Annotated in this window: 21 protein-coding genes; 10 read left to right on the top strand and 11 right to left on the bottom strand. The window is 62.9% G+C overall.

Translation table 11 applies throughout. The features are described 5' to 3' along the window. Positions 1–84: 84 nt before the first annotated feature. Positions 85–1,605: an acetaldehyde dehydrogenase ExaC gene (gene exaC, locus C793_RS0104160; RefSeq protein ID WP_017429694.1), complete on the top strand. Its 1,521-nt coding sequence runs from the start codon at positions 85–87 to the stop codon at positions 1,603–1,605. Here the strand turns inward: exaC and dauA are convergent. The 4 genes from dauA to C793_RS0104180 all read right to left on the bottom strand — a co-directional run bounded on the left by dauA (position 1,602) and on the right by C793_RS0104180 (position 6,142). Further along, positions 1,602–3,338, bottom strand: coding sequence for a C4-dicarboxylic acid transporter DauA (gene dauA / locus C793_RS0104165; RefSeq protein ID WP_017429695.1), 1,737 nt, complete (start codon positions 3,336–3,338; stop codon positions 1,602–1,604). The two genes, exaC and dauA, sit on opposite strands and share 4 nt — an antisense overlap. Before the next feature lie 120 nt (positions 3,339–3,458). Then, complete coding sequence (locus tag C793_RS0104170; RefSeq protein WP_017429696.1) at positions 3,459–3,842, bottom strand: hypothetical protein; 384 nt, start codon at positions 3,840–3,842, stop codon at positions 3,459–3,461. Between the two features lie 141 nt (positions 3,843–3,983). Beyond that, positions 3,984–4,697, bottom strand: a complete 714-nt coding sequence (locus C793_RS0104175; protein WP_017429697.1) for a response regulator — start codon at positions 4,695–4,697, stop codon at positions 3,984–3,986. A gap of 35 nt (positions 4,698–4,732) precedes the next feature. Beyond that, a complete protein-coding gene (locus C793_RS0104180) occupies positions 4,733–6,142 on the bottom strand; it encodes a HAMP domain-containing histidine kinase (RefSeq protein ID WP_017429698.1) in 1,410 nt (469 codons plus the stop codon). A 175-nt stretch (positions 6,143–6,317) separates the two neighbouring features. Here C793_RS0104180 and C793_RS0104185 point away from each other — a divergent pair, with 175 nt between their 5' ends. Both C793_RS0104185 and C793_RS0104190 read left to right on the top strand, forming a co-directional pair. After that, positions 6,318–7,664 carry a DUF945 family protein gene (locus C793_RS0104185; RefSeq protein WP_017429699.1) on the top strand — a complete coding sequence of 449 codons (1,347 nt, stop codon included), beginning with the start codon at positions 6,318–6,320 and terminating at the stop codon, positions 7,662–7,664. Between the two features lie 22 nt (positions 7,665–7,686). Continuing rightward, the gene (locus C793_RS0104190; RefSeq protein ID WP_017429700.1) at positions 7,687–8,400 is read left to right on the top strand and encodes a ZIP family metal transporter; all 714 of its coding nucleotides are present in this window, start codon (positions 7,687–7,689) and stop codon (positions 8,398–8,400) included. Here C793_RS0104190 and C793_RS0104195 read toward each other — a convergent pair. The 6 genes from C793_RS0104195 to C793_RS0104220 form a co-directional block, all read right to left on the bottom strand. Beyond that, positions 8,397–10,469, bottom strand: coding sequence for an FUSC family protein (locus tag C793_RS0104195; RefSeq protein ID WP_017429701.1), 2,073 nt, complete (start codon positions 10,467–10,469; stop codon positions 8,397–8,399). The genes C793_RS0104190 and C793_RS0104195 overlap by 4 nt on opposite strands. Positions 10,470–10,471: 2 nt before the next feature. Further along, the gene (locus tag C793_RS0104200; RefSeq protein WP_017429702.1) at positions 10,472–11,332 is read right to left on the bottom strand and encodes an efflux RND transporter periplasmic adaptor subunit; all 861 of its coding nucleotides are present in this window, start codon (positions 11,330–11,332) and stop codon (positions 10,472–10,474) included. Between the two features lies 1 nt (position 11,333). Continuing rightward, positions 11,334–11,561 carry a DUF1656 domain-containing protein gene (locus C793_RS0104205; RefSeq protein WP_017429703.1) on the bottom strand — a complete coding sequence of 76 codons (228 nt, stop codon included), beginning with the start codon at positions 11,559–11,561 and terminating at the stop codon, positions 11,334–11,336. A gap of 22 nt (positions 11,562–11,583) precedes the next feature. Beyond that, entirely contained in the window at positions 11,584–12,510 is a 927-nt protein-coding gene (locus C793_RS0104210) for a LysO family transporter (protein WP_017429704.1), read from the bottom strand. Positions 12,511–12,644: 134 nt separating this feature from the next. After that, complete coding sequence (locus C793_RS0104215; protein WP_017429705.1) at positions 12,645–13,325, bottom strand: hypothetical protein; 681 nt, start codon at positions 13,323–13,325, stop codon at positions 12,645–12,647. 172 nt (positions 13,326–13,497) lie between these two features. Further along, positions 13,498–14,433: a 2-hydroxyacid dehydrogenase gene (locus C793_RS0104220; RefSeq protein ID WP_017429706.1), complete on the bottom strand. Its 936-nt coding sequence runs from the start codon at positions 14,431–14,433 to the stop codon at positions 13,498–13,500. 251 nt (positions 14,434–14,684) lie between these two features. Between C793_RS0104220 and doeA the strand changes: the two genes are divergently transcribed. From doeA to C793_RS0104250, 6 genes are all read left to right on the top strand, one after another. Beyond that, complete coding sequence (gene doeA, locus C793_RS0104225; RefSeq protein WP_017429707.1) at positions 14,685–15,884, top strand: ectoine hydrolase DoeA; 1,200 nt, start codon at positions 14,685–14,687, stop codon at positions 15,882–15,884. A gap of 48 nt (positions 15,885–15,932) precedes the next feature. Continuing rightward, positions 15,933–16,949, top strand: coding sequence for a N(2)-acetyl-L-2,4-diaminobutanoate deacetylase DoeB (doeB, locus tag C793_RS0104230; protein WP_017429708.1), 1,017 nt, complete (start codon positions 15,933–15,935; stop codon positions 16,947–16,949). Between the two features lie 22 nt (positions 16,950–16,971). Next, positions 16,972–17,448 (top strand): Lrp/AsnC family transcriptional regulator, encoded by a 477-nt coding sequence (locus tag C793_RS0104235; protein ID WP_040475317.1) that lies wholly within the window; start codon positions 16,972–16,974, stop codon positions 17,446–17,448. Between the two features lie 180 nt (positions 17,449–17,628). Then, entirely contained in the window at positions 17,629–19,125 is a 1,497-nt protein-coding gene (locus tag C793_RS0104240; protein ID WP_017429710.1) for an NAD-dependent succinate-semialdehyde dehydrogenase, read from the top strand. 174 nt (positions 19,126–19,299) lie between these two features. Further along, positions 19,300–19,647: a putative quinol monooxygenase gene (locus tag C793_RS0104245; RefSeq protein WP_017429711.1), complete on the top strand. Its 348-nt coding sequence runs from the start codon at positions 19,300–19,302 to the stop codon at positions 19,645–19,647. Positions 19,648–19,675: 28 nt separating this feature from the next. Continuing rightward, complete coding sequence (locus C793_RS0104250; protein WP_017429712.1) at positions 19,676–20,143, top strand: S-ribosylhomocysteine lyase; 468 nt, start codon at positions 19,676–19,678, stop codon at positions 20,141–20,143. A 199-nt stretch (positions 20,144–20,342) separates the two neighbouring features. On the opposite strand, the gene C793_RS14435 is transcribed toward C793_RS0104250, so the two are convergent. Next, the gene (locus tag C793_RS14435; protein WP_156804889.1) at positions 20,343–20,573 is read right to left on the bottom strand and encodes a hypothetical protein; all 231 of its coding nucleotides are present in this window, start codon (positions 20,571–20,573) and stop codon (positions 20,343–20,345) included. A 221-nt stretch (positions 20,574–20,794) separates the two neighbouring features. Here C793_RS14435 and C793_RS0104255 point away from each other — a divergent pair, with 221 nt between their 5' ends. Further along, the gene (locus tag C793_RS0104255) at positions 20,795–23,077 is read left to right on the top strand and encodes an AAA family ATPase (RefSeq protein WP_026106099.1); all 2,283 of its coding nucleotides are present in this window, start codon (positions 20,795–20,797) and stop codon (positions 23,075–23,077) included. The last annotated feature ends 94 nt before the right edge of the window (positions 23,078–23,171 follow it).

Consider the following 23,171-nt stretch of genomic DNA (forward strand, 5'->3'; position numbering starts at 1 on the left):
GCGGCTCAACGGACGGTTTTACAAAACCCCGGTACTGGCCAATACTGATCGGGGTTGAATTTCGTTCCACAGAGGAGCCACGCCATGATCTATGCCAACCCCGGCGAAGCCGATGCGCTGATCACCTTTGAAAAGCGCTACGGCAACTACGTTGGCGGCGAGTTTGTACCGCCGGTCAACGGCGAGTATTTCGACAACGTCAGCCCGGTCAACGGCCAGGTGTTCTGCGAGATTCCGCGCTCTACCGCCGACGACGTCGACAAGGCGCTGGACGCCGCCCATGCCGCTGCACCGGCCTGGGGCACAACCGCCCCGGCGGCACGCAGCCAGGTGCTGCTGAACATTGCCGACCGCATCGAGCAGCATCTGGAAAAGCTCGCCGTGGCGGAAACCTGGGACAACGGCAAGGCCATACGCGAGTGCCTCAACGCCGACCTGCCGCTGGCGGCCGATCACTTTCGCTACTTTGCCGGCTGCCTTCGCGCTCAGGAAGGCTCGGCGGCGGAGATCGACGGCAACACCGTGGCCTATCACTTCCACGAGCCGCTGGGCGTGGTGGGCCAGATCATTCCCTGGAACTTCCCGCTGCTGATGGCGACCTGGAAGCTGGCGCCGGCGCTGGCGGCGGGCAACTGCGTGGTGCTCAAGCCCGCCGAGCAGACGCCGGCCTCGATTCTCGAACTGATGAAGCTGATCGGCGATCTGCTGCCGCCGGGTGTGATCAACGTGGTCAACGGCTACGGGGAAGAAGCCGGTCAGGCGCTGGCGAGCAGTCCGCGGATTGCCAAGATTGCCTTTACCGGCTCCACGCCGGTGGGCTCGCATATCCTCGGCTGCGCGGCGGAAAACATCATTCCGTCCACGGTTGAGCTGGGCGGTAAATCCCCCAACGTCTACTTTGCCGACATCATGAACGCCGAGCCCGAGTTCATCGACAAGGCCGTGGAAGGCCTGGTGCTGGGCTTTCTCAACCAGGGCGAAGTCTGCACCTGCCCGTCCCGGGCGCTGGTGCAGGAGAGCATGTACGACGATTTCATGGCCAAAGTGATCGAGCGCACGCTGTCGATCAAGCGCGGCAACCCGCTGGATACCGACGTTCAGGTCGGCGCTCAGGCTTCGCGCGAGCAGTTTGAAAAGATCCTCTCGTACATGGAAATCGCCCGGGAAGACGGCGCCGAATTTCTTACCGGCGGTGGCGAAGCCCGCGTGGACGACAGCCTGGATCAGGGCTATTACATTCAGCCCACGCTGCTCAAGGGCGGCAACAAAATGCGGGTGTTCCAGGAGGAAATTTTCGGCCCGGTGGTGGCCGTGACCACCTTCCGAGACGAAGCCGAGGCGCTGGAGCTGGCCAACGATACCGAGTTCGGCCTGGGCGCCGGCGTCTGGAGCCGTGACATCAACGTCGCCTTCCGCATGGGGCGCGGCATCCAGGCCGGGCGCGTGTGGACCAACTGCTACCACCAGTACCCGGCTCATTCCGCCTTCGGCGGCTACAAGAAGTCCGGCGTGGGCCGCGAAACCCACAAGATGGCGCTGGAGCAATACCAGCAGACCAAAAACCTGCTGGTCAGCTACGACATCAATCCCATGGGCTTTTTCTAGCTCGCTTCCTGCCAGCGCCGCGCGATCCGCGCGGCGCGCTCCAGGCTGGCCGCCGTGGCCAGCCTGCCTGCTTCCCGACGAATCCCCGCGCGCTTGAGCTTGAGCTGCAGGCGCGCCGGCAGCCCCACGAATACCAGCCCGATCTGCTGCTCGGCCAGCTCCCGACGCAGGCTATCAAGCGCAACCGTGGCAGTGGCGTCCAGGCTGGGCACGGTGCGCATGTCGAGCAGCACCGTGGTGACGTCCGGGTCCACCGTTCGCAGCGTGGCAATGGCTTTCTCGGCGGCGCCGAAAAACATCGGCCCGCTGATCCGGTAAAGCGCGGTCCCGGCGGGCAGCGCGGGGCTGCCGGCGGGCGGTTCGGGCAGGTGCTGGGCCTCGGTGAGCCGGGCCATGCGGCGAATAAACAGCGCGGCGGCGAGGCTGATGCCCACGGCCACGGCCACTACCATGTCAAACGCCACGGTCAGGGCGAAGCAGATCACCAGCACGCCCACGTCGCTGGCCGGCGCGCTTTTCAGCGTATGCACGAAATTTCTGGCTTCGCTCATGTTCCAGGCAATCACCAGCAGCAGGGCGGCCAGCGCGGCCATGGGCACGCGGCCGAGAACGCCGGCCAGCGCCACCACGGCGAGCAGCACAACCACCGAATGCACCACGGCCGAGACGGGGGAAAACGCACCGCTCTTGATGTTGGTGGCGGTACGCGCCAGCGCTGCGGTGGCGGTAATACCGCCGAAAAACGGTACCACCATGTTGCCCAGCCCCTGGCCGACGAGTTCGGCGTTGGGGTCGTGGCGCGTGCGGCTGAGGCCGTCGGCCACCACGGCGCAGAGCAGCGACTCGATGGCCGCCAGCAGGGCGATGGCCAGCGCCGGCCCGGTCAGGTCGCGGATCAGGGCAAAGTTCAGCGTCAGCGGCTCGCCGTCGGCGCCGGGAAACTGCCACGGGGCCTTGAAGGCCGGCGCCAGCGGCGGAATGCCGTTGCCGCTTTGGCCGTCGATGCTCCAGTCAAAGCGCGACGCAATGGTATCGACCTCGATCCCCGACGTTGCCAGCAGCATCGCCGCCAGCGTCCCCACGGCGAGGCCCGCGAGCGGGGCAGGCACGGGCGTTTTCAGGCGTGGCCAGTACAGCAGCGTGGCCAGAGTGATCACGCCGATACCCAGCTCGGCGGGCGCCAGCCCCGGCAGCGAGCGGGCAATCAGCCAGCCGTTGGCCAGGGTATTGTCGCCCAGATCAAGGCCGTCGAGGCCGAAAAAATCGGGTAGCTGCAGCAGGGCAATCACGGCCCCGATGCCCGCGGTAAAGCCGAGCACGACCGGGTACGGCACGTACTGGATCAGGCTGCCCAGCCGCGCCAGCCCCAGCGCTACCAGAATCATCCCCGCCATCAGCGTGGCGAGCAGCAGCCCGCCCAGCCCGTACTGGGTGACGATAGGAAAAAGGATGACGACAAACGCCGCCGTGGGGCCGGAAATGTTGAACCGCGAACCGCCGGTCAGCGCGATCACCGCGCCGGCAATGATAGCGGTATAGAGGCCGTGCTGAGGCGCCACGCCGGTAGCGATCGCCAGCGCCATGGAGAGCGGGACGGCGACGACACCGATGGTCAGGCCGGCGAGCACATCGTTTTTCAGCCGGCCGGGGCTGTACCCCGCCCGCCAGGTATTGGCCAGGGCACGGCCGGGAAACGGAAAGTCGGTAAAGGCGGAAGAGCGCTGGCGCGACATGAACACTCCGGGCAAAAAGCAGACAGAACAACGGCGCCCGGGAGGGCGCCGCGAGGTATTATATCAGCTGCTGCTTGATCCGGCGTGGAGCAAGCCCATCATGCGCGCCGGGCGACGGCGCTATTCGTTCGCCGAGCGGCCGGGCGCCTGCTTCATCTGCTGGCGCTGCATGTTGCGCATGGCCTGGTTAAGCGCTTCCTGCTGCTCGTCGGTCAGGATTTCCTGCATGCGCGCGCGGTACTCCTGGCGCAGCGACTGCATGGCTTCGTAGTGCTCCTGCTGGGCGGCATTGAGCTCTTCCTGGGTGGCCGCATCAATGCCGGCGTCTTCGTAGACGGCCTGACGGCGCTCTTCCATGCGTGCCTTGAGCGCATCGGGCATTTGGCCGGCGTTTTGGCCGCCGGGCTGGCTACCGGGGGCAGCGTGTACGGACACGGCCAGCGGCAGCAGGGCGGCGGCAAACAGGCCGGAGGCAAGGCGTTGGCGTAGCGTAGACGTGGTCATGGCGACTCCCTGATTTGGCAATGGGGAAATGGACGAGCAATGGCAACTCAACATTATGGCCAGCATCCGGCATCGGGGTGCAAGCCGGTTGCAATCACTGTGCAACAATCGTGATCCCGGGTCTGTTCACCCGGTATCCGGTTATTCGTCCGGCTGGTACTTGTAGCCCACACCGTAGACAGAGCGAATGATATCGCGTTCCGGCAGCACCTCGCTGATTTTCCGGCGCAGTTTCTTGACGTGGCTGTCCACGGTGCGTTCGGACACAATGCGGTTGTCGCGGTACATGTGATCCATCAGCTGTTCTCGGCTGAAAATCCGCCCCGGCGCCCGCATCATGACCCGCAGCAGCTGAAACTCCACCGCCGTCAGGCCCAGGTCCTGGCCGCCGGCCATCGCCTGCCAGCCGTTTTCGTCGAGTTGCACCGGCGCGTCGGGGTCGCTGGTGTCGAGGCCGGGCGCGCTTTTGGCCGCCTGGCTGCGGCGCAGTACGGCCTTGACCCGGGCCACCACTTCGCGGGGGCTGAACGGCTTGCAGATATAGTCATCGGCGCCCAGTTCCAGCCCCAGCAGGCGGTCAACCTCCTCGACCTTGGCGGTCACCATGATGATCGCCGTGTGCGGATACTGCTGGCGAATGCTGCGGCACAGGCTCAAACCGTCCTGACCCGGCAGCATCAGGTCCAGCAGAATCAGCGCCGGGGTCTGCTCTTCCAGCCACGGCATCACCTCGTTGCCGTCGCCCAGCGTCGTGGTGGTAAACCCGTGGGTTTGCAGGTAGTCCGCCATCAGGCGGGCAATCTTGGGTTCGTCTTCAACGATCAGCAGGGACGTATCGGTAGACTCGGTAGACATGGTAGGGCTCACGGTAAGTCGGGTGGTCGACGGCATCAGGCCGGTGATATCAGAGGAAAGCGCAGTATCCAGCGCAGCCCGCCCAGCGGCGAGACCGCCGCATCCAGATGGCCGTCGTGGGCATGGACGAGGGCGCTGACAATCGAAAGACCCAGGCCGCTGCCGCCGCTGGAGCGGCTGCGGGAGCCTTCCACGCGGTACAGGCGTTCGGTCAACAGCGCCAGTTCGCGTTCGGGAACGCCGGGAGCGCTGTCTTCCCAGATCAGCACCGCTTCGTTCTGCTCGCGGTGGAGCGTGACGTTGAGAGTGCCGGGCTCACGGGTATAGGCGCGGGTGTTGTCGAGCAGATTATGCCACAGCTGGCGCAGTCGCTGGGCATCGCCGTGGATGTTGACATCGTCCTCGATGTCGCTGGTGAGCGTCAGCTCGCTGTCTTCCAGCCACCGCCGGGCAGTCGCCAGATGGTCGTCCAGGCTGTCGCTCAGATTCAGCGGCGCCAGCTGAATATCCAGGGCGTCGGCGTCGCTCTGGGACAGCAGGCGCAGATCGGACACCAGGCGCTCCAGCTGTTCGACTTCCTGCGACAGCGAGCCCAGGTTATCGGCGTTGAGCGGACGAATACCGTCCTGCAGCGCTTCGATCTCGCCGCGCAGCACGGCCAGCGGCGTACGCAGCTCGTGGGCGGTATCCGACACCCAGCGGGCGCGGGCGTTGCGGTTGGATTCGAGCGTATAGGCCAGCACGTTGAAGTCCCGGGCCAGCCGGGAAAGCTCGTCGCGGCCGCGGACCGGCAGGCGGATATGGTAGTCGCCCTTGGTCAGACGCAAGGCTCCCGCCGCCAGCGCCCGGGCACGCCGACCCAGCCACCAGGACAGCCCGCCCGCCAGCAGCAGCGAGGCAATGCCCAGCGACACCACGATCAGTGAGAGGTTGCTGCGCTGGCGGTCGAGAAACCGGCTTTCCATGCGTTTCATGATCTGCTGAGGCGGGCGAAAGCCCAGCGAGCCGATTTCCACTTCGTTGTCCAGCAGCGGCATCCAGTGCCAGCTGTCGGGCGTATCCTCGGCATGCCGGGGCTCGACCACAAAGTCGTCGTCGGCATCGCGCAGGGCAAAGTCACGGGCCTCGCCGAGCGGCGAAGGGCGGTCTTCATCGCCGCGCCCCAGCTCGTGGTAGACAATGGTGGGCCAGCGCAGCGGGTCGTCGGCGAGCCACTGCCAGCTGCGGTGATGCTGCCAGCGCTCGGTCAGGCCTTCGGCCAGGCGCATGGCGCGGCGCTCCTGCGCCTTGTTCAGGTAGTCCAGAAAGCCGCGGTCAATGCTGTAGGAAACGGCCAGAAACACCGCGCCGGAAATCGCCACGTTGACGCTCAGAATAATCGCAAAGAGCTTGAAGCCCAGCCGTGACAGGCGGCGGTAGCGGGCGTGGCGAAAATTGATCCCCAATGGATACCTCAGGATAGTGCCGGCATTTCAGTGCGGTCATGGCGTGCTAGCATGGCCGCGCGTCGCGGTGGTCTCCGGCTGCGGTGTGGCGCACAGCAGAATCATGATGCCTGATTATGGTATTGGATACAGCAACCCGGATCATTCAATAATCCTGGCAAAAATAAGGATGTTCATGGTGGATAAAAGAATCATCATCGGCGCCGGGGGCGCCGTGGTTATCGCCGGTGGGCTGATAGCGCACCACATCGCGGGCAACTCGGCAGAAAAGCAGATCGAGCAAAGCCTCGCCGCGTTGAAGGACGAGCCCGCGATTGCCGTCAGCGACGTCGAAACGCACAGGGGATGGGGCAAAACCTCGGTGAGCGCGCATCTGGACGCGGTGGAAGTGCCGGGCGTCAGCGGCGACCTCGACATGGACGTGGGGTATATGTCGCGCAGCGCCGACGGCACCCTGGCGCTGACCGGCGAGGCGCTCGGCGGCAGCGTCGATTTTACCGCCGGACTGGGCAGCGGCCGGCAGGACTACAGCTTCCACTCCGACGCGCTGAACGCCGACGACGATGACATGACGCTCGACAATGTCGAAGGCGACGGCTACGTCAATATCGAGCGCGAGCACTTTGCGTTCAATATGCAGGCCCGCCATACGCAGCTGCAGAAGAACGGCAACCGCCTGTCGATAGACGGCGCGGCGCTCGAACTCGAGCATAACCTGGCGGCCGACCAGGGCGAGGGCCGTTCCCACGTCCAAATGGCGGCGGACGGCGCCGAGGTAACCGCGGCGAATCGCGGCGGCACCGCCGAGGCGCTCAGCCTGGGCCCCGTCGAAGTGCGCAATACCGCTACGCTTGACGGCGATACGCTGTCCTCGCAGCTGTATCTGGTGGCCGAGGATGCCGTCTTCATGGGCAGCGAGCCGGGCCGTGCCGAGCTGGACGTCACCGCCAGCCAGCTGGACTACGCCGCCTTCGAGGCGCTAGCCGAGGTGCTGGAGCGCCACCTGGACGATGCCGAGAAGAACGCTGCGGTTAACGGCGCCCTGTCGCCGGCGCAGCAGCAGGCGCTAAACCGTGATTTGGGCAGGGTAATGGTCGAGCAGGCGCATACTCTGCTGGCGCACTCCCCCGAACTTCAGCTGGAAACCCTGTCGCTGGATGCCGCGGTGCCTTTTCTGGGTCGTGCCGAGGCGCAGCTGTCGGGGAGCCTGACGTTTGACGGCGATGATCTCCCGCGCGATGCGACCAACGCGCTGCTGGCCAATATCGACGCCGAAACCCGCCGCCTGGTGGTAGAGAGCCAGGGCCGGCCGGCCATGAGCCAACAGCAGGCCCTCGCCGAGCTGGCGCCTCGGCTCAGCAGCGAGCTGGCGGTGACTCGGCTGCCCGATGCGATAGTGGCAGAGCTGCCCCCGGCGCTGGGGTATCTGATGACCCAAAACGACGCGCCGCACGTTTTCGCCTGGCAGGACGGCGAACTGCTGTATAACGGCGAGCCGCTGGCGCAGGCGCTGCCGCGCTGATGGCACCGGAGGAACTGCCGTCATGCCCGTAACCCTGTGCGTCCTGTTGCTGGCGCTGGGCGCCGGCGCGGCGATGCCCGCCGGCGCGCTGTTTGCCTATTTTGACCGACTGCACCCGGCCTGGCTGGGCCGCGAGTGGCGCCACTTCATCGTGGCCTTCGGCGGCGGCGCGCTGGTGTCGGCGATTGCTCTGGTGCTGGTGCCCGATGGTACGGCGCGGTTGTCCACGCCGGCGGCCGGTTTGAGCTTTGCCGTCGGCGGCGTGGTGTTCTGCCTGATGGATATCCAGCTCGGCCGGCTGAAAAGCTCCGCCGGCCAGCTGATTGCGATGCTCGCGGACTTTATTCCCGAGGCCATTGCGCTGGGGGCCGCCTTTGCCGCCGGCGACAACACCGGCTTTCTGCTGGCGTTTCTGATCGCGCTGCAAAACCTCCCCGAAGGCTTCAACGCCTTTGAGGAGCTGGACGCTTCGACCCGGCTGGCGCCGAGCATCATCCTGGCCGCCTTTGCCGCCATGGCGCTGACTGGCCCGGCGGCTGCGCTCGCCGGCTATTACTGGCTGGGGGCGTATCCAAGCATCATGGGGGCGCTTCTGCTGTTTGCCAGCGGCGGCATTCTGTATCTGGTGTTCGACGATATTGCGCCCCAGGCCAAGCGCGAAACCACCTGGATGCCGGCGCTGGGCGCAGTTGCGGGTTTTCTGCTCGGGCTTATCGGCAGCATGCTGGCCGCTTAGTCGCGCCGGGGCGCCGGTACCGCAGCGGCGTGGGCGTGGTGCACCTGGCGGGTGCGGGTGGCCTGGCGCTCGAGCGAGAGCGTCAGGCGTTTGACCAGCCCGGCCAGCAGCGCCTGACGGCGCGGATTGAGCGAAGGTTCATCCTCCGCCGCGGCAATCAGCGCTGCGCTCGCCGAGTGGATCGACTGCGGCGCATGCCCCCGAGCAGTCGCCGCATAGTCGCTGGCCAGCGCGGTAATGAAAGCGTGCTGCGCGCGTGCCAGCACGGGATTGTCCAGGCCATCGAGGCGGCGGCGCAGCTGCAGGCAGGCGTAGCCCAGGTCCAGGCCGGTGAGCCCGAGGCTGAACAGGTGGCGCTGGTCTTCCGGCAGGGTGTCATCGTGGCGCGACAGGTGCAGCAGGCGGTCCGCCATGCGGCCGATAAAGCCGGTCTCGGCATCCTCAACCGGGTCGCCGGCCAGGCGCCGCAGGTCGCCGGCAATCGAGCGCACCAGGCGCTTGCGCCGCAGCGTGGCGCCAGGCCCGGGAATAAAGCGGAACCCGGTTACCACCGCGCTGAGCCCTACCAGTACCGCGAGTGCGCGGTTGATAAAGCTGTCAAAGGAAAAATCCATGCCGTTGCCCGGCATGGTCAGCAGGATATTGCCGATGGTAAACGCCAGGCAGTAGCCGAGCAGCCGGGGGTTGGCCGAGCCCAGCAGCCCCAGAAACAGCGGGGTGAGAAAAATCATCGCGAGCATGGGAAAGCCGCTGGCCTGGGCCAGCAACACATGGCCGAAAATGAACGCGCTGGGAATCGCGGCCAGCATGCCCTTGGCAAACGTCATGCACACCGCGACGGGGTTTTCACGGCTGGCAAAAAAGGCCGAAAACAGCGTGCCCAGCAGCATTGCGACCTGGCCGTTGGTCCAGCCGGTAGTCAGCCAGAACGTCGCCAGGCTGGCAAAAATGGCGCCGGCGCGCAGGGCGTTGATACCGGCCACCAGATGATCGCGGTGCCACGCCAGCGCCACGCCGCGCAGGGATTTGCCGCTCGGGTGGGTGATGGCATCGCGCGCATCCAGCATCACCAGCGCATGGCCCAGCGCCTCGCGCAGCCCCAGCAGGCAGCGCTGTTCCAGCGGTGTCAGCGCGGTATCGGGGTAGTCCAGCGCCCGGCGACGCAGCGCGTGTAGCGACTGCCGGGCCGGCTGGGTGCCGCTTTGCCCGGCGGCATCCTCGAAGCCGTCGGCAAGCTGTTCGGCCAGCTGCCTGACGGGCGCGCTGATCTGCTGGTCGTCGTAGTGAAACAGCTGCTGTAGCGCATGCAGTGTTGCCATCAGGCGCAGGGTGTGGCGGGTCAGCACATGGCTGGCGCGAATGCGCCCGGCGCCTTCGGGGCCCTCGTAGCGCGCGGCCTGGCTGTCGCCTTCCAGCCGGGTCAGCGGCGCCAGGGTGTCGGTGAGCGTGGCTTCCAGCGCGGCGTTATCGGGGGTATCGCGCAGGCGGTAGGCGGCGTGGGAAAACGCCTGGTTGACCACGCTGTCAGCCTGTTGCCCCAGGTGCGTACTCACCCGCGACGGCCACAGCAACGCGCTGACCAGGGTGGCGCAGGTAGCCCCCAGCGCCAGCTCGGAAAGCCGCGCCACGGCAATCGAAAAAATTCGCTCCGGCGCTCCGGCGCCGATCACCACAATCAGCATGGCGGTCACCGCGCCCATGATGCAGCCGTAGGCGGCGTTGTTGCGCAGCAGCGCGCTGCCGTAGGTGCACAGCATGATCCATAGCGTCAGGCCGCCCAGCGCGAGGATGGGGGCCTGAGCGAACAGCGCCATCAGGGTAATCCCGGCGATGGCGCCGACCAGCGTGCCGCTGACCTGGCTCAGGCCTTTTTCCAGCACCATGCCGCTCATCGGTCTTATCTGCAGAAACGCCGCCGAAATCAGCGCCCAGTAGGGGCGCTGCAGATCCATCCAGAGGGCAATATACAGCGCCAGCAGCATCGCCAGCGTGGCCTTGAGCGCAAACTTGACCGCCCGGGCGTCGGGGGTCAGATAGGCCTGATACCAGGGAGACGCGGTGATGGACATGCTCAGGAAGACGGCTCGATGTGCACGGAAGCGGTCATTCCGGCGCTGAGGGTGACCTCATCGGGAATCTCGTCCAGCGCGATGTGTACCGGAATGCGCTGTGCCAGCCGGACCCAGCTGAAGGTCGGCTGTACCTTGGGCAGGAGCTGCTCGCTGGGCGCCGTATTGGGATCGGCGATGGCCCGCCCGATGCTTTCCACATGGCCGGACAGTGCCTCGTCGGCGCCCATCAGGTCGATGCGCGCGCGGTCGCCCACCTCGACCCGGGGAATCTTGGTTTCTTCAAAGTAGCCGGTCACATACCAGGAATCGGCTTCGACCAGCGCGAGCACCGGCTGGCCGGCGCTGGCGTAGTTGCCCTCGTTGAGTTGCAGGTTGAGAACGTGCCCGGCCTCCGGGGCGGTCACGTCGGCGCGCGCCAGATCCAGCTGCGCGCTGGCCAGCGCGCTTTGCGCCTGAGCCAGGGTCGCGGCCGCCACGCGGCTGTTGATACGCGATGTTTCCCGGCTTTCGGCGCTGATGGCTTCGCGCCCGAGGCGGCTGCGCCGCGAGGCTTCATGGCGTGCCAGCTCCACCTCGGCCTTGCGCTGCTGGGTTACCGCCTCGGCCTTGTCGGCGGCCGTGCGGTAGCGGGTGGGGTCGATCTGAAACAGCGGCTGGTCCTTTGCCACGCGCTGGTTGTTGCTGACCTTGAGCGCCGTGACGCGCCCCGAGACGTCGGGGGCCACCGTGATGATATCGGCGCGTACACGGCCGTCGCGGGTCCAGGGCGTATACAGATAATAGTGCCACAGCCACCAGCCGGCCGCGGCGGCGAGTGCCACGATGACAAGGGTCAACAGCGTGCGCAGCAGGGTCGACATATTAGAAAGCTCCGGTAACGGGTGACGACGCGGAAAACACATAGGCCGTCGCCGCGGTGCACAGCACGAACAGCGCGGTATCAAACCAGGCTTCAAACCACGGTCGCCGGCCCTTCTGCAGGCGATAAAGCAGCGCACGCAGTACCAGGGTTGCGGCCAGGCCTATCAGCACATAGGCAAACAGCGGCGGCAGCAGCAGGCCGCCAATGGCCAGCTCGTGTAACTCCATGGCGTTGTGCTCCTCCGGTTGCCTACAGCGAAAGCAAAAACAGAATCAGCGGCGGCGACAGCAGCGACAGCAGAAAACCGCTGACCACGGCAATGGGCACGCAATCCACGCCGCCGTGCTGCTGGATCACCGGCAGGGTGAAATCCATCGAGGTGGCGCCGCCGTAACCGATCGCCAGCGCCGCGTGGCGATGAATGATCAGCGGAATCAGGATAAACGCCAGCAGCTCCCGGGTCAGGTCGTTGAAAAACGCCACGCCGCCCATGAGCGGTCCCAGCTGGTCGCCGACCAGAATGGCCGAGAGCGAATACCAGCCGAAGCCCGCCGTCATTGCCAGCCCTTCGTTCCAGTCGAGCGAGAGCAGCGGGGCGACCAGCAGCCCGGCCAGCAGCGAGCTGCCGGCCAGCGTCAGGGCAATGGCCAGCCCGGTCCGGTTGAGCAGAATCTGCTTGAGCGGCATGCCCGAGTTGCGCAGCTGGCAGCCTATCAGCGCCAACAGCACGTAGAGCACCCATTCGGCCAGGGTTTCGGCGTGCTGGAACAGCGCCTTGCCCAGCACCGGGCCCAGCAGCAAACCGGCGGTAACGCCGAATGCCACCACGCCGACGAGGATCAGCGAGTCCTGCATCGCCGCCAGCTTGCTGGTCGGCGCATTCTTCACGCTGGGCGAGCCGCCGGCACGCAGCGCCAGCCGGCGCGACAGCCACCACAGCGCCACCAGGTTGCAGGCGCTGGTGATCACGAACAGCACCAGGGCGTGGCCGCCCAGCCGCGACAGCTGGCTGGAGAGGTTTTCCAGCCCGGCCAGGCTAATGCCCATCAACAGCAGAATGACGTACACTGAGCCGTTGACAGCGTGGTTGATATAGCCCTGCAGGCGCGACGACGGCACGCGGACGAGGTAGCCCACGACCAGCGGCAGTAACACAATGATGAGTCCGGAAAACATGAGGCGTGGGCGTCCCTTCTATCGGCGTAGGTTGGCTATCAGCGTATGTTGGATATCGGCATGGATTGGCTATCGGCGTACGTTGGCGCAGAGCGGGCAGGCCGCCTTGGTCATTCAGACTTGGTCATTCAGGCTCAGTCATTCAGGCGGGTCAGGGTGATATGCGTATCGCGCTTGTCGTCTTTCCAGTAGCTGGCATCCACAATCAGCCCGGGGTAGTCGGCATGATAGTTGATATGCACCTCGCGGTCGGGCTTCTCGGGGTCCAGCAGTACCACCGGGGTGGTCTCGAAGGTGCCGGCAGGGGCATCTAGCATTGTGTTGCTGTCGGCGTAATAGCGGAAGTTCTCATCGCGCCCCTTGTGGTCCACGAAGGTCAGGTCGCACGGGTCGCTCTGCGTACAGTCGTCGCGCCCGGCCCGGCGAGCCAGATCGACCAGCGCGGTCTGGCGGTCCAGGGTGCGGATGTCGGCGTCGGCGAGTTCGTAGCTGTCGCCCACCCCGAACAGCGAGTAGCCGCTGTAATAGTGCAGCGAGTCGGTGGTTTGGTCGTCCGCCAGGAAGCGGCTGCGTTCCTGGCCCTGGGCGATGGCGATGGAGAAGCGCATGGCGCTTTTCCAGTGGCGGCCTTCATGGCTCAGGGTGTGGCGCAGCGTGGCGCCGGGCCAGCCGTTGACCTTGAGCCGGTAGCGGGCATCGAATGTCTTGACCGGGCGCAGCGCCGTATCGTCGTCGGCCAGCGCCGAATTCGCGAGTCCGGTGAGCAGTCCGAGCGCCAGGGCCGCAACGGGCAGGGCGCGTAAAATGAACGGCATGGTGCTTCTCCCGTCATGCGTGTCCGCCGCATTGGGCGGCGACCAGAGTAAAATTGCCCGTAGCGAGCGGCAGCGGCAGAACGCCGCAGCAAAGCCGCCAGTATAGCGGCCGGCACTCTAGGCGTCAGTAGTCGAGGCCGTCAGTAGTCGGAGGCGCCATGAACCCGAGGCGTCAGTAACCGGCATCGGGATTGACGGCGGTTGGCGTCTTGCCGGCCTCGAAGCTGTGCAGGTAGCGAATAACCTGGTCGATGGCCCCGTCAAGCGGCGTCGGCGCCGAGGTGTGCGGGGTAATCCAGACGCGCGGGTGTTGCCACAGCGGGTTGTCGTCGGGCAGCGGTTCGGTGGAGAAGACGTCCAGCAGGGCGCCGCGCAAATGCCCGGGGGTATCCCCGTCGCCGAGGGCGTCGAGCAGCGCCGACTCGTCGATCAGCGCGCCACGCCCGGGATTGATCAGGCTGGCGCCGGGAGGCAGCTTCGCCAGGCGCTCGGCGTTGATCAGTCCGCGCGTGTCGGCGGTGTCCGGCAGCAGCGTGACCAGGCTTTGTGCCTGGGCCAAAACAGCGTCGAGCCCGTCTTCGCCGTGGCGGCAGTCGACGCCGTCCAGGTGTTTGGCGCTACGGCTCCAGCCGAGTACGGGAAACCCGGCCTCGGCCAGCGCTTGCGCCACATGGCGGCCGATGGCCCCCAGCCCGAGTACGCCCACCGGCCAGTCGGCCTTGTCGGGCAGCGGCTGCGGCGCCCAGCGGGCCTGCTGTTGTTGATGGTCGTAGCCGTCAAAGCCGCGATAAAAATGCAGCACGCCGTAAAGCACATAGTCGGCCATGGGGGCGGCCATGCCGGCATCGCGGAGCTTGATGACGGGCACATCGGCCGGCAGTTCGGGGTTGTCCAGCAGGGCATCGACCCCGGCGCCCAGGTTGATGATGCCTTTGAGCTGCGTCTGTTCCGCCAGCAGCCATTCCGGCGGCTGCCAGACGGCCAGATAATCAGCGCCCCGGCGTACCTCGGCGGGGGCCTCGGCGGTGACGACCGTCGCCCGGGGAAAGGCAGCCTGCAGCGCCCGGCACCAGCGGTCGGGATTATCATTATGGACGACGATTTTCATGGGACCTCCCGGCGGTTGGGTCTGGGTTACCGGCGCTTCGTCCGGACCGTTGGCGTCACGCTATCACGAAGCTCCGGACGAAGGCCTGGCGTTTTTCTCATAAAGGTTTTGACCCTGTGCCGCGACGGGGTGCTAGTATCGCCGGGAGACGACATTGGCAGGCCTCGTGCGGTGGGCCAGGTCGCTTGCGTGGCCCGGTAACGCTTTGATGACGTCCGGTTCTTGTATGTCTGTTAACGGCGAGTTGCCCGATGACTCAGGTGTCCCTGCCCTTTACGCTGGATGAGTATGCCGGTCGGCTGCGGAAAGTGCGTGCGCAGATGGCCAGCCGTGACATTGACGTGCTGATTGTCAGTGATCCATCCAACATGGCCTGGCTGACCGGCTACGACGGCTGGTCGTTTTATGTCCATCAGTGCGTGGTGGTCGGCCTGGAAGGCGAGCCGCTGTGGTACGGACGGCGCATGGACGCCAACGGTGCGCTGCTGACCTGCTGGATCGACCCGGACAACATTACCTACTATCCGGATTATTACGTCCAGAATCCGGACATGCACCCCATGGACTATCTGGCTCAGTCGATTCTGCCCCAGCGCGGCTGGGACCGTGGCGTGGTCGGCATGGAAATGGACAACTACTATTTTTCCGCCCAGGCCTATCTGTCGCTGCGCCGGGAGCTGCCCCACGCGCGTTTCACCGACGCCAACGGCCTGGTCAACTGGTGCCGCGCGATCAAGTCGCCCCAGGAAATCGCCTACATGCGCATTGCCGGACGAATCGTCGAAGGCATGCACAACCGGATTCTGGAAATGATCGAGCCGGGGCTGCGCAAGAGCAAACTGGTCTCGGAAATCTACCGCGTGGCCATCGAAGGGTTTACCGATGAGTTCGGCAAGGTGCACGGCGGCGACTACCCGGCGATTGTGCCGCTGCTGCCCACCGGCACCGATGCGGCGGCGCCGCACCTTACCTGGGACGACACGCCGTTTCGCGAAGGCGAAGGCACGTTTTTCGAGGTGGCCGGGGTCTACAAGCGCTACCACTGTCCGACATCACGCACCGTCTATCTGGGGCGCCCTCCGCGGGAGTTTCTGCGCGCCGAGTCGGCGCTTTTGCAGGGCATTGAAAACGGCCTGGCCGTGGCCAAACCCGGCAACCGCACCGCCGATATCGCCATGGCGCTGGGGTCGGCGATGGACAAATACGGCTTTGACCGCGGCGGCGCGCGCTGTGGCTATCCCATCGGCTTGTCGTACCCGCCCGACTGGGGCGAGCGCACCATGAGTCTGCGCCCCTCGGACGACTCGGTGCTGGAGCCGGGCATGGCCTTTCACTTCATGCCCGGCCTCTGGGAAGACGGCTGGGGGCTGGAGATTACCGAAAGCATCCTGATTACCGAAGACGGCTGTGAAACCTTCGCCAACTTTCCCCGCCAGCTGTTTGTCCACTAGGCGAGCGCCGGTGCCGCCGGTGTCATGTATTTCTCGAGGAGCCCGTTCATGAGCAAGCGTCCAAGCCCCATCACCCCCACGGTGGATTTCAACGCCGAGGGCGTGCAGCACGGTTTTCTCAACCTGCCCATCTCGGTAGACGATTCCGCCTGGGGCGCGGTCATGGTGCCGGTCACCGTGATCAAAAACGGTGAAGGCCCCACCGCTTTATTGACCGCCGGCAACCACGGCGACGAGTACGAGGGCATTACCGCGCTGCTCAAGCTGTCGTCCTCTCTCAAGGCCGAGGATATTCAGGGGCGGGTTATCATCGTGCCGTGCTTCAACACGCCTGCGGTGACGGCGGGCAAGCGCACCTCGGGGCTCGATGGCGGCAACCTCAACCGTTGCTTTCCGGGCAATCCGGACGGCAACGCCACCGAGCAGATCGCCGACTACTTCACCCGGGAAATGGTGCCCCTGGCCGACGTGGTGCTGGATATCCACTCCGGCGGACGCACCCTGGATATCGTGCCCTATGCGGCATCGCACGTGCTGGACAACAAACAGCAGCAGTCGGCCGCGCTGGAAAGCGCCAAAACCTTCGGCGCGCCCTACGCCATGATCATGTTCGAGCTGGACGCCACCCACCTGTTCGATACCGCCTGCGAAGATCAGGGCAAGACATTCGTGACCACCGAGCTGGGCGGCGGCGGCACCTCAACGCCGGAAAGCATCGCCATTGCCGAGCGCGGCGTCAGCAACTTCCTGCGCCACCACGGCCTGATGGCCGGCGAGCCGGAAGCGTCGCCGGCGCCGCAGGTGTATCTGGATATGCCCGATGCCAGCTGCTACGTGCAAAGCCATCACGACGGGCTGCTGGAGTTTGTCGTCGAGCTGGGGGCGTCGGTCGAGGAAGGCCAGGTTGTCGCCCGGGTATATGATTTGACCCGAACCGGCACCGCGCCGGTGGCCTACCGCGCCAGGCGCGACGGCATCCTCATGGCCCGGCGCGCGCCGGCGCTGGCGCATATCGGCGATACCCTGGCGGTGGTCGCCGACGTAGTGGAGCGGCTCGACGCCTGAACCCATGCCCAAGCCCGCTTCCATGCTCAAACTCGACCGTTTCGACGTCAAAATACTCGCCATCCTTTCCCGGGACGGGCGCATCACCAAATCCAGGCTCGCCGAGGCCATCAGCCTGTCGGTCAGCCCCTGCTGGGAGCGCGTCCGGCGGCTGGAAAAGGCCGGCATCATCGAAGGCTACAGCGCGCGTATCAATACCGCCGTGCTGATACCGGTCAACGCCGTCTGGGTGCAGATCGAGCTCAACCAGCACAGCGCGGAAAGCTTTTCGCGCTTTGAGGCGCTGGTGATGGACACGCCGGCGGTTACCGAATGCGTGGCCGTGGGCGGCGGAGTGGATTATCTGGTGAAATTCGAAGTCGCCAGCATCGACAGCTATCAGCGCACCATGGATACCTGGCTGGTGTCCGATGCGGGTATCGAGCGCTACTTCACCTATATCGTGACCAAAACGGTCAAGCGGCCCACCCTGGCGGTGGACGAAGACGCCCTGGCCTGACCCGCCGGCAGCGCGGCCGTTGGCGCCGCCGCAAAAAAATCCGCCGTTGGCGCCGGCTCCCGCCAAAAAAAACCGATATCCGGCGGGCGTTTTCAAAAGCACTTTCCGCGCTCTCTTCCCCAGAATGGAGGCATCCACAGGGCGATGCCCCGGTATGCCAATATTCCAAGGGAGGAGTTTATGACAGCGCTATCCACTACGCTTTCCGACCGCTTGCAGGACCCCCGCCTGTTCCGCCAGTACGCCTACATCAATGCCCGGTGGACCCACGCGGAAAACGGCCGCGAAGAAGCCGTGACCGATCCGGCGACCGGTGAAGTGCTGGGCCACATCCCGGTGCTCGAAGACGCCCAGGTAACCGCTGCCGTGGACGCTGCCGACGATGCCTTTGCCGGCTGGCGGGCGCTGCGCGCCGACGAGCGCAGCGAGATTCTGCAAGCCTGGTACGCGCTGTTGCAGGAACACAGCGAGGACCTGGCGACGATCATGACCCTGGAGCAGGGCAAGTCCATCGGCGACTCCCGGGGCGAGGTGCAGTACGGCGCCAGCTTCATCCGCTGGTTCGCCGAAGAGGGCAAGCGCACTTACGGCGACACCATTCCCAGCCACATGCCCGACGCCGCCCTGGGCTCGCTCAAGGAACCGGTGGGCATTGCCGCGCTGATTACGCCGTGGAACTTCCCGCTGGCGATGATCACCCGCAAGGCCGCCGCCGCGCTTGCTGCCGGCTGCCCCATCGTGATCAAGCCGTCCAACGAGACGCCGTTCACCGCGCTGGCGCTGGCCGAGCTGGGCGAGCGCGCGGGCATTCCCGCCGGCGTGCTCAACGTGGTCCTGGGCGAGCCGCCCGCCGTGTCCAAGATACTCTGCGCCGAGCCGCGTATTCGCGCACTGTCGTTCACCGGCTCCACCCGCGTCGGCGAGCTGCTGATGGAACAGAGCGCCAGCACGGTCAAGCGGCTGTCAATGGAGCTGGGCGGCAACGCGCCGTTCATCGTCGGCCCGGACATGGACCCGAAGGAAGCCGCCGAGGCGGCGGTCGCAGCCAAGTACCAGACGTCCGGGCAGGACTGCCTGGCGGCCAACCGTATTCTGGTCCACGAGTCGATCCACGACGCCTTTGTCGACGCGTTCCGGGAAAGCATGTCGGCGCAGACCGTGGGCAACGGCCTGACCGACGGCGTCGACCTGGGCCCGCTGATCCACGACAAGGCGGTGGAAAAGGCCCAGAGCATCGTCGATGACGCGGTCAGCGCCGGCGCCACGCTGCACGAGAGCACCCAGACGCCGGTAGCCGGGGAAAACTTCTTCATGCCGGTACTGCTCACGGGCATTACCCGCGACATGAAGGTCTGGCGCGAAGAAAGCTTTGCTCCGGTGGCCGGCGTGCTGCCGTATTCAAACGACGACGAAGCCATCGAGCTGGCCAACGATACCGAATACGGCCTGGCGTCCTACGTCTATACCCACGACATGCGCCGCATCTGGAAGCTCATGCGCGGGTTGGAGTTCGGCCTGGTAAGCGTCAACTCGGTGAAAATGACCGGCGCGCCGGTGCCCTTCGGCGGGGTCAAGGAATCCGGCCTGGGCCGCGAAGGCGGCTCCACCGGCATCGAGGAATACCTGGAGACCAAGTTCTTCTGCCTGGGCGGCATGGCGTCCGCGTCGGGCAGCTGATAGCCCCAGAATCTCAAGACGGCGCCGCTGCCCTGCAGCGGCGCTTTTGTGTGGGTTCTCCGCTGCTCGAACAGGCGGCGTGTCCGCCGCTACCCGCCGCGGGTTGGTAAGTCCCGATCACGCATCGCATAATGGGCGCGATAGGCCCGTGATTCGTTGCGAAAGGATAAGGTTATGTCACAGAAGATTTACTGCGTCGCCGGCTTCAAGCCCAAACCCGGCCGCGAAGACGCCGTTTTCAGGGCACTGCAGGCGCTGGAGCCCAACGGGCATCGTGAAGACGCCTGCCTGCGTTACACCGTGACGCGCCGGATCGACAGCCCCTTTGCGCCGGGCGACAGCTATCCCATCGTGTTTCACGAAGTCTGGGCCAACCGCGAAGCCTTCGAGGCCCACTGCCAGCGCAAGGAAATCCAGCAGTTCTTTGCCGACAACCTCGAATCGCCCGACGGCGACATTGAAGACGCCAACGTCTGCGTTTACACCGACGAGCCCAACGACTTTGACGCGCCCGCGGTTTAGCGCGTTATTCAAGCCAACAGGAGGCAACATGGCCGAAGAAAAGATGAACGTGGAAAGCTTTAACCTGGACCACACCAAGGTAAAAGCGCCGTATATCCGCCTGGCCGATATCACCGAAGGCGCCCACGGCGACAAAATCCACAAGTACGACCTGCGCATCTGCCAGCCCAACCAGGGCCACATGGAAATGCCCGCGCTGCACTCGCTCGAACACATGATGGCCGAGCACTCGCGCAACCATACCGAACAAGTCGTCGACATCAGCCCCATGGGCTGCCAGACCGGCTTCTACATCGCCATGATCAACCACGACGACTACGACGACGTGCTCAACATCATGGAAAAAACCCTCAACGACGTCACCCAGGCAACCGAAGTCCCCGCCTGCAACGAAATGCAGTGCGGCTGGGCCGCCAGCCACAGCCTGGAAGGCGCGCAAGAACTCGCCCGCGACCTCCTCGCCAAGCGCGACGAGTGGACGCAAGTGTTTGCCTGATAGGGCGACGCTTTGAGAAATAGCTAAAAGCGCCTCTGCGGAGGCGCTTTTTTTGTGCCGCTACGAAAAAACATGAGAAATATGGCAGAATTGTGGAAGGGTAGTTCGCTAAGTGCTAATTTGGGGCCATAAATTTTAAGGATCGGCATAAACGCACGTAACAACGACGCTGAAGTATCCTACTGGGTGGGAGCGGACTTTAGTCCGCGATGATATTGCCCCAGCACAGCAGCCATGCAATTAACTGCGTTAACAGCTGGTTTTTGGGGAGCTGCACCCAAAATATCGAGTGATTGAGTGGTTGTGCCATTTCAATCGCATGGTGGCCATCACTCGATCCATCAGCTTCGGAGTTCTGCTGCGCATGTTTATGCAGTGCTTCTCGTGATATAGCGATGTATATAAACTTTGGCCCGAGCAAAACACGCAAGCACGCGAATCCTGCTTAGACTGCCGATTTTTTTCTTAATACTTTTATATATCAAGGAGTTAGGTGGAGCGTGGAACGCTGGAGAACATTGTTGAACGAGCCAGCGCGTTTATTCAATATCAGAGCGTTCCGTCTAATACCTGTTATGTGCCTGTCGCCTGTCGATGCATGCTAAAAGCCCGGTAGTTGAGGAAATTGGCTATAACGATTCAGGATAAAGAATGCTAGAAAGAATCCACCGCGTTAAAGGAATTGGCCTTCTGCATGATGCAGATGGTCGACAACATGGCCTGAAGAAAGCAAGCCTTATCTACGCCGATAATGGCGTAGGAAAGTCTACGCTTGCGTCCATTTTTCGTTCATGCGCATCAAATGAGCCTAGCTTAATACATCACCGAAAAACTATAGATGGTAACAACCAACCTGAAGTCCTTCTTCAATTTTCCAACGGCCAGCAATCGGCGTTCACAACTTCTAGTTGGGACACCTCGCGCCCTGAACTACTAGTTTTTGATGCGGATTTTGTAGAGCAAAACGTATACGCAGGAGGTCAGGTAACGACTGATCAGAGGAAAAGCCTTCTGCAGTTTGCGTTGGGAAAAAGCGCAGTGAATGCGCAGCACGATTACGATCAAGCTGACAAAGATGCGCAGACTGCGGCCCAAGAAGTTCGTGATCTTACGAATGAATTGGCTGGGTTCCATCGCGGCATGTCACTTCAACAGTTTCGAGAGCTTGCAGAAGTAGCTGAGGCGGATTCCCAGATTGCAATTTTGAATGAACGAATTGTTGAAGCGGAGAATATAGGGCTTATTCAGGCAAAAGCTCTGCCTAGGAAATTGGATGAACCGTCTCTTGATATTGAGCCAATTTTTAGCGTGTTAAAAAAATCTCTGACTGACATTGATCTTGCTGCGGAGGAGCGAGTCAAACAACATCTAGCCTCCCACGACAAGCCAAATCTCGAAAAATGGATCAGTGATGGCTACTCCTACGGAGACGATGAAAGGTGCCCTTATTGTGATCAACCGCTTGATGGCGTCGACCTCATAGAGGCATATCGAAGTTATTTCAATCACGATTACAACCAGCTTAAGGCTTCTGTGGCTGGTTTGGGGAATCTGATATCGATGTGCGCATCCGATGGCATTATTGAAAGGCTTCAAGCTAATTTTGCTACGGCAAGTGCGATCATTGACGGTTGGCAGGAACATGTGGAAGTTCCGCCTCCAGAATTCGATCGCGAGGGGGCAAGACATGTGTTAACTGAGATTAGGGAGCGGCTTGACGCCCTAAAAAGCGCGAAAGAGGCTAAATTACTGGAATCCGTCGGTTCTGAAGAGGAAAAGGATGAACTGATCAGAAAATGGCATGAGTTGATCGGCATTGTTAGGTCGTGTAACGAAGGAATAGATAATGCAGTTAATATTATAACGACTTACAAAGAAGGCTTGGCTTCAGTTAATACAGCCCATTTGCGACAGTCTATCATAAATTTGGAGATGGCGAAGGCTCGCCAACATCAAGATGTCGTTGATCTTTTCTCACGGCTTGATTTAGCGTTTTCTCGGGAAAATGCAGCTAAGACTGAAAAGAAGAATAAAAAAGATGCTTTGAATGCCATCATGCAGAGCACCCTGGAGAACTATAAAGAGAGAATAAATGAGTTGCTTCAGCGTTTTGGCGCACAGTTTTCTATACCTAGTATTGATTTCAACTATCGTGGAGGGTTAAGAAGTAACTACAATCTGCACATGCGGGGCTCTAATATTGAGCTTGCCGGAGGCACTCCAGATTTCAAAACGTCGTTAAGCGAAGGAGATAAAAGAACGCTGGCTTTCGCGTTCTTTGTCGCATCTGTTGAGTCTGACGTAGATTTGGTTAATAAAGTTATTGTCGTTGACGATCCCATCTGTAGCTTAGATCTAAACCGGAAACAGCAAACCCGCGGCATATTGAAAAGAATTTATGAAAATTGCGACCAGCTAATCGTTTTGGTTCATGACATTCATTTCATGCGTAATTTGCGCGACGATATTATTAAGGATAACGGTCCTCAAAATGTAGCGTGTGTGAAGTTAAAAACCGTTGCAAACCGCTATAGTGACTTTGACGCAATTGACGTTGACAAGAAATGCGAAAGCGCATACTTCAGATGCCACAGAACTTTGGGTGAATATCTAGATGGGACAGCACAGAGCAGCATAGAGGTCGCTAGATCTATCAGGCCGATGCTAGAAGGGTATTTGCACAGGCGTTTCCCGGGGATTATAAGTAGTGGCTTGTTATTCGGGCAGGTGATAGATCTCATTAACAAAGCCCCACAAGGTAGTCCGCTGGCTCATGCCCAGAACATTACAGCGGAGCTCAATGAAATTAATCGTTACGCTGGCCAGTTTCACCATGATACGAATCCAGGTGCAGATCAAGTGCAAATCACCGACGGTGAGTTGCGGCTTTTTGTCGAGAAAGCCATCAGGGTAGTTCATGCCGGAATGGCGTAGCCCGATATGCGCGGTAATCAGTCACATAACAAGTCGCGCCACGCGGACGGCCTTTTTTCCGCGTTGCTCCAAAAAGGCCACCGGTGCGCTCAGC

The organism is Vreelandella jeotgali Hwa (assembly GCF_000334215.1).
Lineage (GTDB): Bacteria > Pseudomonadota > Gammaproteobacteria > Pseudomonadales > Halomonadaceae > Vreelandella > Vreelandella jeotgali.

What these genes read in the sequence shown, in the direction of transcription:
- C793_RS0104255 (WP_026106099.1), top strand. Translation starts at nt 20,795, where the DNA reads ATGCTAGAAAGAATCCACCGCGTTAAAGGAATTGGCCTTCTGCATGAT.
- C793_RS0104220 (WP_017429706.1), bottom strand. Translation starts at nt 14,433, where the DNA reads ATGAAAATCGTCGTCCATAATGATAATCCCGACCGCTGGTGCCGGGCG.
- C793_RS0104215 (WP_017429705.1), bottom strand. Translation starts at nt 13,325, where the DNA reads ATGCCGTTCATTTTACGCGCCCTGCCCGTTGCGGCCCTGGCGCTCGGA.
- exaC (WP_017429694.1), top strand. Translation starts at nt 85, where the DNA reads ATGATCTATGCCAACCCCGGCGAAGCCGATGCGCTGATCACCTTTGAA.
- C793_RS0104235 (WP_040475317.1), top strand. Translation starts at nt 16,972, where the DNA reads ATGCTCAAACTCGACCGTTTCGACGTCAAAATACTCGCCATCCTTTCC.
- C793_RS0104210 (WP_017429704.1), bottom strand. Translation starts at nt 12,510, where the DNA reads ATGTTTTCCGGACTCATCATTGTGTTACTGCCGCTGGTCGTGGGCTAC.
- C793_RS0104195 (WP_017429701.1), bottom strand. Translation starts at nt 10,469, where the DNA reads ATGTCCATCACCGCGTCTCCCTGGTATCAGGCCTATCTGACCCCCGAC.
- C793_RS0104170 (WP_017429696.1), bottom strand. Translation starts at nt 3,842, where the DNA reads ATGACCACGTCTACGCTACGCCAACGCCTTGCCTCCGGCCTGTTTGCC.
- C793_RS0104245 (WP_017429711.1), top strand. Translation starts at nt 19,300, where the DNA reads ATGTCACAGAAGATTTACTGCGTCGCCGGCTTCAAGCCCAAACCCGGC.
- doeA (WP_017429707.1), top strand. Translation starts at nt 14,685, where the DNA reads ATGACTCAGGTGTCCCTGCCCTTTACGCTGGATGAGTATGCCGGTCGG.
- C793_RS0104190 (WP_017429700.1), top strand. Translation starts at nt 7,687, where the DNA reads ATGCCCGTAACCCTGTGCGTCCTGTTGCTGGCGCTGGGCGCCGGCGCG.
- C793_RS0104200 (WP_017429702.1), bottom strand. Translation starts at nt 11,332, where the DNA reads ATGTCGACCCTGCTGCGCACGCTGTTGACCCTTGTCATCGTGGCACTC.
- C793_RS0104185 (WP_017429699.1), top strand. Translation starts at nt 6,318, where the DNA reads ATGGTGGATAAAAGAATCATCATCGGCGCCGGGGGCGCCGTGGTTATC.
- C793_RS0104175 (WP_017429697.1), bottom strand. Translation starts at nt 4,697, where the DNA reads ATGTCTACCGAGTCTACCGATACGTCCCTGCTGATCGTTGAAGACGAA.
- C793_RS0104250 (WP_017429712.1), top strand. Translation starts at nt 19,676, where the DNA reads ATGGCCGAAGAAAAGATGAACGTGGAAAGCTTTAACCTGGACCACACC.
- C793_RS0104205 (WP_017429703.1), bottom strand. Translation starts at nt 11,561, where the DNA reads ATGGAGTTACACGAGCTGGCCATTGGCGGCCTGCTGCTGCCGCCGCTG.
- doeB (WP_017429708.1), top strand. Translation starts at nt 15,933, where the DNA reads ATGAGCAAGCGTCCAAGCCCCATCACCCCCACGGTGGATTTCAACGCC.
- C793_RS0104240 (WP_017429710.1), top strand. Translation starts at nt 17,629, where the DNA reads ATGACAGCGCTATCCACTACGCTTTCCGACCGCTTGCAGGACCCCCGC.
- dauA (WP_017429695.1), bottom strand. Translation starts at nt 3,338, where the DNA reads ATGTCGCGCCAGCGCTCTTCCGCCTTTACCGACTTTCCGTTTCCCGGC.